A 13,167-nucleotide genomic window follows, 5' to 3' on the forward strand; every position below is an offset into this window, starting at 1 on the left:
AAAAAGCACCTGCTGAAAGTTGCACAAAAAGCAGGCAGCTGCGCACCAGTAGAGCGCAATTTATAACAGCAGATTGTTACCATTCAACTTATGTCTTTGTATTATATGCTCTTTTTCATTTGGCATGCTTATTGGAATAAATTAGCCAGGGAATAAACATAAGGGCAATACCAATGAAAATGACAATAACTCTTTCCAGTTTAGTGACTGCCGGTTTACTTTTTGGCCTGGCCAGTACCAGCACTCAGAGCCATGCAGTAGAACTTAGCGGTGATCTTACCTTTACCTCTGACTATGCGTTTCGTGGTATTTCGCAGACCGATGAAGCTCCGGCCATTCAGGGTGGTTTAACGCTGAGTGATGAATCTGGTTTCTATGTTTCAGTATGGGGTTCAAGCGTTGATTTCGGCGGCCAAGGCACCCTTGAATTTGATGTAATGCTGGGCTGGAGCGGGGCAATCAACGAAGAATGGTCAGTGGATGTGGGTGTGATGCGCTATGGTTACCCGAACACTGAATTTGCTGGGTCTAATTTCTATGAGCTTTATGGCTCAGCTTCTTATAAAGATTTTACCTTTGGTCTGGCTTACAGTGATGACTATTATGCCAACGCCGGTACCTATTTCTATTTGTACGGCGGTTATAGCTATGCACTGACTGATAATCTGGCTCTCGATTTACACGTTGGCCACAATGAATACGATGACAGTGCCGCCAGCTATCTCGACTGGAGTATTGGCCTGAGTACCGAAGTGCTTGGCGCAGGATTAAGCCTTGCTTACGTAGATACCGATATCGATGATTGTAACTTGTGTGACAGCCGGGTGATTTTCAGTGTATCAAAAAGCTTTTAAGTACAGCTGACCTCATCTTAAAAAAGTTGCTCAGTATGCCTGAGCAACTGATCCGGTTAACTACTGCAGCGTATACTAAATAAGCAACTTGTATCCGAAATGCAGATCAATTAAACTCTGCAACTAGTGATTAAAGCGTTAACTGGATTTAACATGAAAATTACCTTTAATAGTAAAGCGTTAGCGATTGGAGCTGCTTTAGTGATGGCTGTTACAGCCATTGGCTATTTTAAAGCCAGTCCATTATGCCAGGATGGTATAAGCCAAACGTCTGGAGAAGCATGTACCAACATTCAGCAAAACTGGTTAAGCTGGATTAAAGGCGATAGCCGCTCTACTCAGTTCCATTTTGTTGATTTTCTGGAATTATTAAACCGGCTGAGCCCTGCAAGCAGTAAAACAAATTAATGGCAGAAACCAAGCCCGGAACCTGGCAGGTCATTAAAGCAGTGCTTGGTGCATTTATTGGTGTTCAGTCAGAACAGCAGCGCCAACTCGACTTCCAAACCAAAAGCGTTGTTCCATATATCGTAGTCGGTGTTATTACAGCGTTATTGTTCGTTGCAATTCTGCTGGTAACGGTAACTCTGGTATTGGCTTAATTGCCGGATACAACGCAAACAACTCTGCCACCTTACCTCTTCCTGCCCCATTCTGACTTATTGAACGGCCCACTTGAATGCTGTGTAATGCCGCTTGCTGGTAGATTTTACGGGTCCAGGTAGTATCGTGGTTACTTATCAGAACACTGTGCCCATCTCGCTGAGCCGATTCAGCCAGGTTAGCCAGTTGTGCCTGGTCATCAAGGTTGAAACCCTGCCGGGCATAGCTGGTAAAGCTTGCTGTCTTGCTAAGTGGCACATAAGGGGGATCGCAGTAAACTACTGCCTCGGGTTGCAATCTGGCAAACACCTGCTGATAACTCAGACAACTGAATCTGGCTTTTTGGGCCTTTTCTGCAAAGTAATACAGTTCCGCTTCGGGAAAATAAGGCTTTTTATAACTGCCAAACGGTACATTAAACTTCCCGGAAAGGTTATACCGGCACAGGCCGTTATAACCATGACGGTTTAGATAGAGGAATAACAGTGCACGCTGGTAGGGGTCAGTACTGCTGTTAAATTGCTGCCGAAAGGCAAGATAGCTGCTACGCAAGTTGGCACTGTCACAAAACAGGCTGCTGGCGTCGGCAATAAAAGTATCAGCTTTGTGCTGCACAATTTGATACAGCTGGATCAAATCAGCGTTAATGTCGTTCAGAGCATAACTAGGGTAATCAGTGTTCAGAAATACTGAGCCGGCACCGACAAAGGGTTCAACTAACTCTGCCCCGGGTGGCAGATGTTTTATCAGTTCAGGTATCAGGTTGTATTTACCACCGGCCCACTTCAAAAAAGCCCGGTTACGTTTCAGATTCACCCGCCTAATCCTGCAACTCTGCTTCAGCACGGCTGCGCGCTAAGGCTTTAATTTCTTGTTGCGCCTGCCCGACCGGTTTAATAAACGGACCAGCGGCACGTAATGGCTCAGGCAACAACGCTCTGGCCTGACGGGCGCTGCTAACATCTGGATAATATTGATCTACCAGAATTATCCATTGCAACTTACCCTGCCAGCTACGCCGATATACCATTATGTCTGTATCCGGGTAAGCTTGGATAAACCGTTCTAAAGCAGTTTCAGATGACAAAACCGCTAACTGCAACAATCTAAAATCAGGAGATAACTCCAGTAACTTCTGCTCCTGATACAAAGCGCCAGCCTGTTTAGCAGCGGGTTCATTTGCTATGCCCTGTATCAGACGCTCCTCTGACTCTACAAGCTCACTCTGCCGGTCTATTGCAGGCTGCTCTGGCGTGGCAGATTCACCTACAGCTGCTTCTGTAGTGGTTAACTCAGACGTTGATTGTTCAGAATATGATTCACCAGTCATTGTCACTTCGGTTTGTCCGGCTAACTCAATACTAACCGGCAGTTCCGTTGCCGCAGTATGATCGGCACTGGAAACGTCTGGCTCAGTGTTGTTTGTTCGCTCGAGGCTGTTTGTTGGCTCAGGGCTGTCTGCTGGCTCGGAGCTGTCTTCTGATATCGGGTTTTCAACAGGCAATAGTGTGTTGGCTTGCTCTGGTATTTCTACACGGGTTGAATCAGGCTGCGTCAGTTCATTATTTACTGGATAATTCTGAGCAGTTTTATCAGCGCTGCCCGGGAATAACCAATACATGCCCGCTGCCACAACCAACAAAGCCATAGCAGCTGGCAGCAACCAGATTGCCGCGCTATGACTCTTACGCTCCTCAGGCTTGACAATTGCACTATGCAATAAGTGCATATTGCCGCGACTCGCCGCAAATCGCTCAGCGACTGCCAGTGGATCAAGTGCTTTCTCTTTCAGTACCTGCCCTGCATCTTGCAACGTAGGAATATTGATACTTAAATTAAGCGCCATGTCAGCACAGGGTTCTGCCAACATATAAAACCCAAGACAATCAAGCTGCAGTAGCTGTTTACGGGCACTGCTGCTTAACAGATTAAAATTGTCGACAATTAACACAAGTGGCAACGCACCAGCAACCGGCTCTGCCATCATAGCGGCCAGCGACGGTTCAGCCTGACGCTTACCAAACCAATGTTGCTGCAATTGTTTCTCGAGTTCTGACTCCGGCACACTGCCGTTTATCAGCGCGACATTTGCCAGTTCAGAGAAGAGCTCAGCCAACGCCAAGGCAAGTGTTGACTTGCCACTACCCTCCGCACCGACTAAACCAATGTTCTGAAAATCATTAAATGCCAGCTGAAATAATAGCCTGTTCAGTAACTCATGCTGCGATGGCAGCAAGTGACGCTGTGCTGCAAGTTTTTGCTGTAATACCGAAGTATCCATTAACTAAAAACCTGCAACAATTCAGCTTCAGTAACATCGGCGAACAGCTTAGCGCTACCCAATGCCGGCAGTAAAACAAACCTCATCTGGCCGTCTTTAACTTTTTTATCGGTTTTCATAAACGGCAAAAAGTCTGCTATCTGCATCTGGTCTGGCATAGCAACCGGCAATCCGAAGGACTGCAGGACACTTCGTACTATATTTACCTGCGGCTCACTGAGCCAGCCACGGTGGGCAGACAACTCCGCCGCCATTACCATACCAACCGCAACCGCCTCGCCATGCAGCCAATTGCCATAGCCCATAAACGCTTCGATAGCGTGGCCAAAAGTATGACCAAGGTTGAGCAGCGCACGATCCCCCTGCTCGGTTTCATCCCGACTGACGATATCAGCCTTCATCTGACAGCAATGGCAAATCATTTGTGCAAGTGTTTCAGGATGCTGTTGACATATCAGTTCGCGATGTTGGATTAACCAGTCTAAAAACTGTGCATCACCAAGCAACGCATATTTGACAACTTCTGCCATACCGGCTGCAAACTCTCTTTCTGGCAGAGTGTTCAGGGTGACAGTGCTGATAACAACATGTTCCGGTTGTTTAAAGGCACCGATCATATTCTTGCCAAGAGGATGATTAACCGCCGTCTTGCCGCCGACTGATGAGTCTACCTGAGACAGTAACGTGGTGGGTATTTGCAAGAATCGAACGCCACGTTGAAAACAGGCAGCGACAAAACCGGTCAGATCTCCAATTACGCCGCCACCAAGTGCAACCAGCAGCACATCACGCGACATACCTTTTTCAAGTAAAAACGACATGATGGATTCGAAAGAATTGAGCGTTTTAAAAGCTTCACCGTCTTCTATCAGCATATGGTGACAGGGGTGACTGAATAAGGCGCTGACCTGAGCTAAATAAAGCGGAGCTACCGTTGGGTTGGAAACAATAACAACTTGTCTGGCACTTGCCAGTGACGCTGGCAAGGCTGTAAAACCGGTATTGATATCAATCGGGTAGCTGCGCTGGCCAAGTTGGACTTCAACTTTTTGCATTTGCAGCTCCCTTTTTGCGTTAAAAACCTAACTGATCAATTATCTGGTTTGCTACCGCACGGGCACTTTGTTCGTCGGTACGTACTGTGAAGTCAGCAATTTCTTCGTATAGTGGGTTACGCTCTGCAGCCAATCTTTCTAGCACTTCGCGCGGCGCTTCTTCAGTCTGCAACAACGGCCGGCGTTTATCACGTTGCGTTCTGGCCACCTGCTTCTCTATTGGCGTTTCCAGATAAACTACTATACCCCGCGCTGATAAACGGTTACGGGTTTCTTTACTGATCACCGAGCCGCCACCTGTCGCTAAAACGATACCTTGTAATTCGGTCAAGTCGGAAATTACCGTTTCTTCGCGCACTCTGAATCCATCTTCGCCTTCAAGATCAAATACCCAGGCAATATCTGCACCGGTGCGGCGCTCGATTTCCTGATCTGAATCGTAAAAGTCAAGATGAAGCATGTCTGCTAAATGACGTCCGATAGTGCTTTTGCCTGCGCCCATCGGGCCAACAAGGAAGATATTACGTTTTTCTGCCATATGTCGTAGTGCTAAATCAGCTTACTCAATGAAAAGTTGAATTCAAGGACCAAAAGGCTCCCGCGAAAATTTGAAGCGCTGAATTATGTCAGGAATGGCCTTTCGTTGGCAAGTTAAATCTGACTTTATGCGGGAGCCAGTGAACGACTCCCGCATCAGAACAGTATTACTGGCCTTCGGTCAGAATTTTTGGAGTAACGAAAATAAGCAGTTCATTTTTCTCATTTACATCACGTTTAGACCGGAACAAGGCACCGACATAAGGGATGTCTCCGAACATTGGAACCTTAGATACCGTTGACAATATCTGCTGCTGGTATATACCACCCAGCACAATCGTTTCGCCATTATCAACCAATACCTGAGTTTGAATTTGCTGGGTATCGATCGCGGTAGCTGGTCCGGTTGGCGTCGCAACAGTTTCGCCACGGGTATTCTGGGTAATAACCAGGTCAAGAATAATCTTGTTATCCGGGGTAATTTGTGGCGTTACGGTTAAACTTAACACGGCTTTCTTAAATTCAACTGTTGTTGCACCACTTGAAGCAGCCTGCACGTAAGGAATTTCCACACCTTGCTCAATCCGGGCTTCTTTCTGATTTGACGTGGTAATCCGCGGACTGGCAATAATTTCGCCTTTATTTTCCTGTTCAAGAGCTGATAACTCAAGATCAAGTAAAGTACCATCAGCCAAGCGCGCAACATGGAAGGCAATACTACCGGCCGGGTTCTGAACAGGCAGGTTAACATTCCAACGATCGTCCAGCGCCGGGAACTGACCTGTTGAAATAGCATTTGAGCCATTAGCATTACCCGATACGCCGCGGTTGCCACCACTGGTGCTTTGCTGGTCACTGAATCCCCAGCGAATACCCAGTTCATCGGTAACGCTGTCACGCACGGTTACCATTCTCGATTCAATAAGCACCTGACGCACCGGAATATCAAGACGCTCGATCAGTTTGCGAACGCTTTCGATATTTTTAGCTGTGTCTTTAATTAAGATAGTATTGGTCCGTTCATCCACCACTACACTGCCACGGCTTGATAACAAAGTAGCATCCTTGTTAGCAAGCAGTCCTGCTAAATCACCTGCTTTGGCATAGTTAATGGTCAGATAATCTGAATATAACGGTTCAAGTTGTTCAACCTGTTGTTTCGCCTCTAACTCACGTGCCTCACGAGCAGATAACTCTTCAGTTGGCGCAACCATCAGAATATTACCATCCATCCGCTTATCAAGGCCTTTAACCCGTAATACGATGTCCAGTGCCTGATCCCATGGTGTACCATCTAAACGAAGCGTGATATTGCCGGTAACAGAGTCACTGGTAACCAGATTAAAACCGTTATAGTCGGCGATAATCTGCAACACAGTCCGGATAGGAATATCCTGGAAGTTTAATGATATTGCCCGGCCTTTGTATTCACGACCACCGCCTAAAATACTGCGATTGGAGGTATCGCGCTCAACGTTCAGGGTGAAAATGTTATCTATTTGCTGGTAGGTGTAAGTGAAAGCATCGCTGGTAGCAATTTCCAACCTGGCTGAAGCACCATCTTTAAAGGTTTCAATACCCGTTACAATAGTTCCAAAATCCATTACGTCCAGCTGATACAGCAACTCGTCAAGAATATCAGTATTATGAAATTCAACAATTAACTTACCTGCACGCTCAGTCACGTCAACAGCAGCGGTGTTTTCACGCAGGAACACCAGCACCCGCCCTTCGCCTTTCTCACCACGACGAAAATCAATCGCTTGCAATCGGTTGATGTAAGTCGGCGTTACATCAGCGGCCTGACCTACCTGCTCCGCTGTCGGATTATCAGAAATGTGCATGTAAAACACATTACCGCGTACCCGTGTCCGGTATATTTTAAGGTAATCAAGGTAAATGGTAGATTTAAAACCTTCGCCAAGGAATTCAGATTTTATTCTTTTAACTCCGGCTTTATCGATTAAAACTTCTTCAAGCTTTTCTTCATAATCTGAATTATCAAAATATAATTCGATCCTTGCCGGTTCATTAAACACCTGAATACTTGGATCGGTGTAGAGATCTTCGTCGAAAATAAACTCGATCTCTGTTTCGCCGGTGAGCAAGGGGTTATACCGGACATCGTACAGCAATGGGACTGCCGCTGCTGGCAAGGCTAGCAACAATAACGCTGCCAGACAAAGCCGGGTGCCGGTGATTCCTCGTGAAATTCTTTTGATTATTTTATCCATGATATACTCGCACACCTATCAATTACTCGTCATTGCTGTATTTTCGACCATTTGAATCATGGTAGTCCGCTCTTTCCAGCAACCTGCCCCGTCTGGGATCAACTCTAACAATTCAACATGGGTAGGCTCTACTGTGATAACCCGCCCATGAAATAAACCAACATAGTTATTCAACGTTATCCGGTGCAAAGTTTTATCAGACGCTTCAATTAACGCCCAGATATTACCGGTGTCACCCAGAGTTCCGCGCATCTTCAGGTTATCCAGTGCATATTTCTCCAACGGCTCTTTGCGTCGCCGCGGATCCGGATGCAGACAATCCTGAACCTGCAAGAATCGATCCTGCACGGCTTCAGGTCGTGGTTCTGAGAAAGGGCTGCGGCTATTTTGTGACACATAGGCAACATGCTCAAACTCTTTCACTTCTGGCAGCGGCTCAACTCTGGGCTGAGTACTGGCTTTTACAGAATCCATATGAGCCTGAACGTCACTCAGGTCATCGAAGCATCCCGTCAATAACGTTGCAACAGAGACCGCTATGATGAGTTTTCTCATTGCGCAGTCTCCTTATAACGATAGGTTTTAGCCGTCACATTAAAACGTAACCGTTCATTTTCGGCCGTCTGAATTGAAAAGTCATGCAAACTGACTATCCGTGGCAACTTAGCTACTTCACTAACAAAGTTACCAAACTGATGGTAGTCACCGACAACATCAATTTTAATAGGCAGCTCGGTATAAAATTCTTTTTCTATTTCCGGCTCCCAGTTTATCCGCAGGAATGTCAGACCGCTGGTAGTACCGACATAAGTGATGTCGTCAAGCAATCCCGGAGTTTCATGGGTGGTTGGCAGCTGCTTAAGTAAAAACGAAAAAGTATTTTCCATTTCTACCATCTGCTGCTTATACAGATCAAGGTTAACCGCCGATGCATAACGCGTACGGTAAAGTTGTCGTAACTCTGTTTCTTTCTGTTTGGCGCTGTTAAGTTCGTCAATTTTGCTGTCAATCAACAGAAAATAACTTAGGGTTGCGACCAACGCCGCCAAAATAATGGCGAAAATAACTTTAGCCGCAACGGGCCATGACCCCATGTTTTCGATATCAAGATCATTAATATCAATTTCAGATAAATTGAAATTCATGCTCATCGTGCACCACCTCTCGCACTGGGTGTAACCGGCTCACTTTCCTGTACTGCTTCGTAGCCTTTCACCGTAAGATGCATTTTAAAGTTACTAAGTAACCGTGATTCATCTTTACCGGCTTCAATAAACTCCAGTAACGGACTATCAAGTAGCTCCGATTGCTCTGCATCCCGCAGCATTGTCGACAGCCGGTTATTAGATTCACTTCGGCCAACCAACAATAAATTTGAGCCTTTTTTCTCTAATTGTGTAAGATAAATTCCCGAGGGCACGACCCTGGCAATCTCAGACATAATTTCAGTACCCAGATTACGGCTACCCTGCAATTGTTCAATCAGGCTCATCCGTTGTTGCAAACTGCGTTTAGTCTCGTTCAGGTTACGAATTTCAGCAATTTTCTGATCCAGCACTTTAATTTCGTTTTCCAGGTACCGATTGCGCTGGTACTGACCGTCAATCATGCTGCTGTAAACCATATTGATCAGGAAAAAAACCAGAAAACTAAATACCGCCGTCATTGCCAGCAGGGTGACATACTGCTTTTGTTTTTCTTTGCGCGCAGCTTCACGCCAGGGCAGTAAATTTATATATGCCATGATGAAAAACTCCGTAATGCCAGGCCGCTTGCAACCATAAGTTGCGGGCCGCTTTTATTTAATTGCTCACGATCAACGGAGGTGGCAACATCAATGGTTTTGAAGGGATTGGCCACAACAGTGTGGATGCCAAGTTCGTCAACTAATAGCTTATCGATGCCTTCAATTAACGCCGTACCGCCTGAGACAATGAGGTAGTCCACCGCATCACGGCCGCTGCTGGTTAAGTACATCTGGATGCCCCGACGAATTTGCTGTAACAGCATGGTCTGGAACGGCGCCAGCACTTCAAATGTATAGTTAGGGGGTAAATCACCACTAACTTTCGCCAGTTCCGCTTCATCGTAGCTTTTGTTGTAATAAGACAGAATACTGCGGGTATATTGTTCGCCACCAAATGCCTGGTCGCGGGTGTACAGGGTTTTGCCTTTCTCTACAATACTGAGCAGGGTCATGGTGGCGCCGATATCAACCAGTGCCACAACCTTACCTGCAGCATCATCTGGTAATTGCTTTAAACACAATTCAGCAGCTCTGCTAAGGGCATAACTTTCCACATCAACCAGTTTGGCGTTGAAGCCACCATTGTCCAATGCCGCTACCCGCGCTTCAACACTTTCGGTGCGGGCCGCGCTAAGCAGTACATTTACTTTAGACGGGTCAGACTCGTTGACATCAAGTTTCTCGAAGTCGAGGCTAACCTCATTCAGTGGATAAGGTATCAGCGTATCCGCTTCAACTTCAATCTGACTTTCAAGTTCAGCATCGGTTAATGACACATCCATGAAGATGACTTTACTGATCACTGTGGATCCGGATACCGCAGCAGCGGCGAACTTGACTGACCGTGGGATCTTCTTGCGGATCTTGCCGATCACATTACCGACGGCTTCGATATCCTGGATCTCACGATCTGACATCGCGCCTTTGATCATCGGTTCGACAGCAAAGGCTTCCACCTTATACTGGCTACCATGCTGGCTTAACAGCACAGCCTTGACGGAGTGAGCACCGATATCAATGCCTACCATCATAGGTGTTTGTTTACTGAACAGGCTTTTTATCATAGCTTCCTGTGGCCATTTTATAGTTATGATTCTTATTGTCGTATTCTTAGCTCAGACGCTATTTTTTAGCAAGAAAAAGCGTTTCATCGACAGCCAATAAATATATACTAGCAGCGTTGTAAAGGAATTGGGAGTAAAAATTGGGGTTATTCAGTGTCTTGGGTTAAAAAACTTTTAATAGTCTGTCTGGTTGGTTTTTTCGCTGGGATCCTGACGATCGTTGCGATGTATTTTTATGTCCGCAATGATCTGCCTGACGTTGCTACCTTAAAGGAAGTTAAGCTGCAAACCCCAATGCAGGTTTACACCGCGGATGGCCAGCTTATTTCCCAATTTGGCGAGAAACGGCGGATACCGTTAAAACTGGATGAAATGCCACCTTTACTCATTCAGGCGTTCTTAGCTATTGAAGATACAAGGTTTTATGATCACCCTGGTATAGATATTATCGGCATTATGCGGGCAGCTACCGTGGTTGCATCGTCTGGTGACTTCAGCCAGGGTGCCAGTACCATAACCCAGCAACTGGCCCGGAACTTTTTCCTCAGCCGGGAAAAAAAGATCATCCGTAAAATTAAAGAAGTGTTTCTGGCGTTCAAAATTGAACAGCTGTTAGAGAAAGATGAAATTCTCGAGCTTTATCTGAATAAAATCGAATTAGGCCATCGCTCATTTGGTGTTGGCGCTGCAGCCCAGGTTTATTTTGGTAAAACGGTGGACGAACTTACACTGGACGAAATTGCAATTATCGCCGGTTTACCTAAAGCCCCTTCAATCCTTAACCCTATCCGTTCACCTGCCAATGCCAGAAGCCGTCGTGATGTCGTGCTGACCAGAATGCGTGCTATAGATGTAATAAGCGAGCAGGATTATCGTAAGGCATTAGCCGCCCCGATTACCAGTAAATTGCATGGTGCTCAAATTACGGCTTCAGCACCTTATATTGCTGAAATGGTGCGCCAGCAAATGGTAGAGCGGTTTGGTGAAGAAGTCGCTTACTCTGAAGGGTACAAAGTTTACACAACGGTGCAAAGTGAACATCAGCAAGCAGCCAAACAAGCGCTGCAGCAGAATTTATACAATTATGATGAACGGCATGGGTATCGCGGGCCAGTGGCGAGATTATGGCAAGCTGAGCTCGATGCCAATGCCAATAAGCCAGATACTGATGCAGAACAGCAGCCGGTATTTACCGAGACAGATCGCCCGGAGCATGCTGAAATCATTGCTTACCTAGCTAAGCAACAAGGTATTGAAGATTTAATGCCGGCAATCGTGCTGTCAGTTTTTAACAACAGCGCTGAAATATTGTTGGCCAGTGAGCAAACAATAATGCTGGAATGGGACGGTTTAAAGTGGGCCAGAGCTTTTATTAATGACGAGCGTCAGGGTGTTGCCCCCAAAAGTGCCGCGGCAATCCTGGCGCCCGGCATGCATATTCTGGTAAGGCAGCAGGACGATCAATGGCGGCTTAGCCAGATCCCGGCCGCCAGCAGTGCACTGGTAGCGGTCAATCCACAGAACGGCGCCATCCAGGCCTTGGTGGGTGGTTATAGCTTCAGCCAGAGCCAGTTTAACCGGGTAACCCAGGCAAAACGCCAGGTTGGCTCAAATATTAAACCATTTATTTACTCAGCAGCGCTGGAGCAGGACTATACGCTGGCTTCGATCATGAATGACGCCCCTATTCATCAATGGGATGACAATGCTGGTATTGCCTGGCGGCCGCGCAATTCACCGCCGGTTTATGACGGCCCCATCCGGATCCGAGAGGCACTGGCTAAATCGAAAAATGTGGTGTCAGTACGGTTATTGCGAGGCGTTGGTATAGATGAAAGTATCCGTCATTTGCAACGTTTTGGCTTTACCGCCAGTGACTTACCCCGCAATGAAACACTGTCTCTGGGCTCCGCCTCTTTAACACCGTTAGAGCTGGTGACGGGTTATGCGGTATTTGCTAACGGCGGTTTCCTGGTGACACCTTTTGTGGTTGATAGAGTACTGAATGAACAGGATGAAGTGATTTATCAGCACACGCCTGAAATTGCCTGTTCAGCATGCCAGCAACAAGACGTGGCAACTGACGAGCTGGCCGCAAGCGACGATGCAGCAATGACAGAGGCCGACACTGAACAGCAGCTTTACGAGCTGTTCAACACCATGCAACAAGACGCTCCGGCAGAGCCTGAGCAAGCAGAACCCTTACTTGCCGAGCAGGTTATCAGCAACCAGAATGCCTTTTTAATTGCCGACGCCCTTACCAGCAGTGTCTGGGGCGGCGGCGACTGGAGTAAGGGCACCGGCTGGAATGGCACCGCCTGGCGGGTGCAACGTTTGAAAAGGCGGGATATTTCGGCAAAAACCGGTACCACCAATGATTCAAAAGACACCTGGTTTTCCGGCTTTACCACGGCAACAGCTGTAACTACCTGGGTCGGCTTTGATGACGCTAATCGTAGTCTTGGCCGGGCGCAGTGGCATGCCAATATGGGCCAGGATCAGAGCGCCGGAACCGAGTCAGGCGCGCGCACGGCGCTTCCCGCATGGTTAGATTATATGACCCAGGTGCTACCTGACTTCGAGCAAGAGACACGACAACCGCCGACCGGGCTGTCATCGGTCAGAATTGATTTGGCCAGTGGCCTGCTTAGCCGCAGCACCGACCATACCAGTAGTTTTGAATACTTTAAAATAGGGACTGAGCCAACTCAGTATAGTCAAAGTAACGTACAACAAATTTACTTTGATAATGATAAAAAAGCTGAGCCGGATGAATCTGAGCTGTTTTAAAA

Annotated in this window: 13 protein-coding genes; 4 read left to right on the forward strand and 9 right to left on the reverse strand. The window is 46.9% G+C overall.

The genetic code is table 11. The annotated features are described in order from the left end of the window. The first annotated feature begins 173 nt into the window (after nt 1-173). The 3 genes from KQY15_RS13165 (at nt 174) to KQY15_RS19300 (ending at nt 1,456) form a co-directional block, all read left to right on the forward strand. Complete coding sequence (locus KQY15_RS13165) at nt 174-854, forward strand: TorF family putative porin (RefSeq protein ID WP_217669898.1); 681 nt, start codon at nt 174-176, stop codon at nt 852-854. A gap of 153 nt (nt 855-1,007) precedes the next feature. Continuing rightward, entirely contained in the window at nt 1,008-1,262 is a 255-nt protein-coding gene (locus tag KQY15_RS13170; protein ID WP_217669899.1) for a hypothetical protein, read from the forward strand. After that, complete coding sequence (locus KQY15_RS19300) at nt 1,262-1,456, forward strand: DUF2970 domain-containing protein (RefSeq protein ID WP_217669900.1); 195 nt, start codon at nt 1,262-1,264, stop codon at nt 1,454-1,456. Before KQY15_RS13170 ends, KQY15_RS19300 begins: the two co-directional genes overlap by 1 nt. On the opposite strand, the gene KQY15_RS13180 is transcribed toward KQY15_RS19300, so the two are convergent. The 9 genes from KQY15_RS13180 to KQY15_RS13220 form a co-directional block, all read right to left on the reverse strand. Further along, nucleotides 1,398-2,273, reverse strand: a complete 876-nt coding sequence (locus KQY15_RS13180; protein ID WP_217669901.1) for a Dam family site-specific DNA-(adenine-N6)-methyltransferase — start codon at nt 2,271-2,273, stop codon at nt 1,398-1,400. The two genes, KQY15_RS19300 and KQY15_RS13180, sit on opposite strands and share 59 nt — an antisense overlap. Before the next feature lie 4 nt (nt 2,274-2,277). Then, on the reverse strand, nt 2,278-3,738 hold the full coding sequence (locus KQY15_RS13185) for a hypothetical protein (RefSeq protein ID WP_217669903.1): 1,461 nt from the start codon (nt 3,736-3,738) through the stop codon (nt 2,278-2,280). Then, nucleotides 3,738-4,793: a 3-dehydroquinate synthase gene (gene aroB / locus KQY15_RS13190; RefSeq protein WP_217669905.1), complete on the reverse strand. Its 1,056-nt coding sequence runs from the start codon at nt 4,791-4,793 to the stop codon at nt 3,738-3,740. Before aroB ends, KQY15_RS13185 begins: the two co-directional genes overlap by 1 nt. A gap of 19 nt (nt 4,794-4,812) precedes the next feature. Then, nucleotides 4,813-5,331: a shikimate kinase AroK gene (gene aroK / locus KQY15_RS13195; RefSeq protein ID WP_097112490.1), complete on the reverse strand. Its 519-nt coding sequence runs from the start codon at nt 5,329-5,331 to the stop codon at nt 4,813-4,815. A 166-nt stretch (nt 5,332-5,497) separates the two neighbouring features. Beyond that, nucleotides 5,498-7,564 carry a type IV pilus secretin PilQ gene (locus KQY15_RS13200; protein ID WP_217669907.1) on the reverse strand — a complete coding sequence of 689 codons (2,067 nt, stop codon included), beginning with the start codon at nt 7,562-7,564 and terminating at the stop codon, nt 5,498-5,500. Between the two features lie 18 nt (nt 7,565-7,582). Continuing rightward, on the reverse strand, nt 7,583-8,119 hold the full coding sequence (locus tag KQY15_RS13205) for a pilus assembly protein PilP (RefSeq protein ID WP_217669909.1): 537 nt from the start codon (nt 8,117-8,119) through the stop codon (nt 7,583-7,585). Further along, complete coding sequence (locus KQY15_RS13210; protein WP_217669911.1) at nt 8,116-8,715, reverse strand: type IV pilus inner membrane component PilO; 600 nt, start codon at nt 8,713-8,715, stop codon at nt 8,116-8,118. The genes KQY15_RS13205 and KQY15_RS13210 overlap by 4 nt, the downstream gene beginning before the upstream one ends. Then, entirely contained in the window at nt 8,712-9,308 is a 597-nt protein-coding gene (locus KQY15_RS13215) for a PilN domain-containing protein (RefSeq protein WP_217669913.1), read from the reverse strand. The genes KQY15_RS13210 and KQY15_RS13215 overlap by 4 nt, the downstream gene beginning before the upstream one ends. Beyond that, entirely contained in the window at nt 9,296-10,375 is a 1,080-nt protein-coding gene (locus tag KQY15_RS13220; protein WP_217669915.1) for a pilus assembly protein PilM, read from the reverse strand. Before KQY15_RS13220 ends, KQY15_RS13215 begins: the two co-directional genes overlap by 13 nt. Nucleotides 10,376-10,528: 153 nt before the next feature. On the opposite strand from KQY15_RS13220, the gene KQY15_RS13225 reads away from it, so the two are divergent. Continuing rightward, nucleotides 10,529-13,165: a penicillin-binding protein 1A gene (locus tag KQY15_RS13225; protein ID WP_217669917.1), complete on the forward strand. Its 2,637-nt coding sequence runs from the start codon at nt 10,529-10,531 to the stop codon at nt 13,163-13,165. Nucleotides 13,166-13,167 lie beyond the last annotated feature (2 nt).

The organism is Arsukibacterium indicum, assembly GCF_019100565.1.
Taxonomy (GTDB): Bacteria; Pseudomonadota; Gammaproteobacteria; order Enterobacterales; family Alteromonadaceae; genus Alishewanella; species Alishewanella indicum.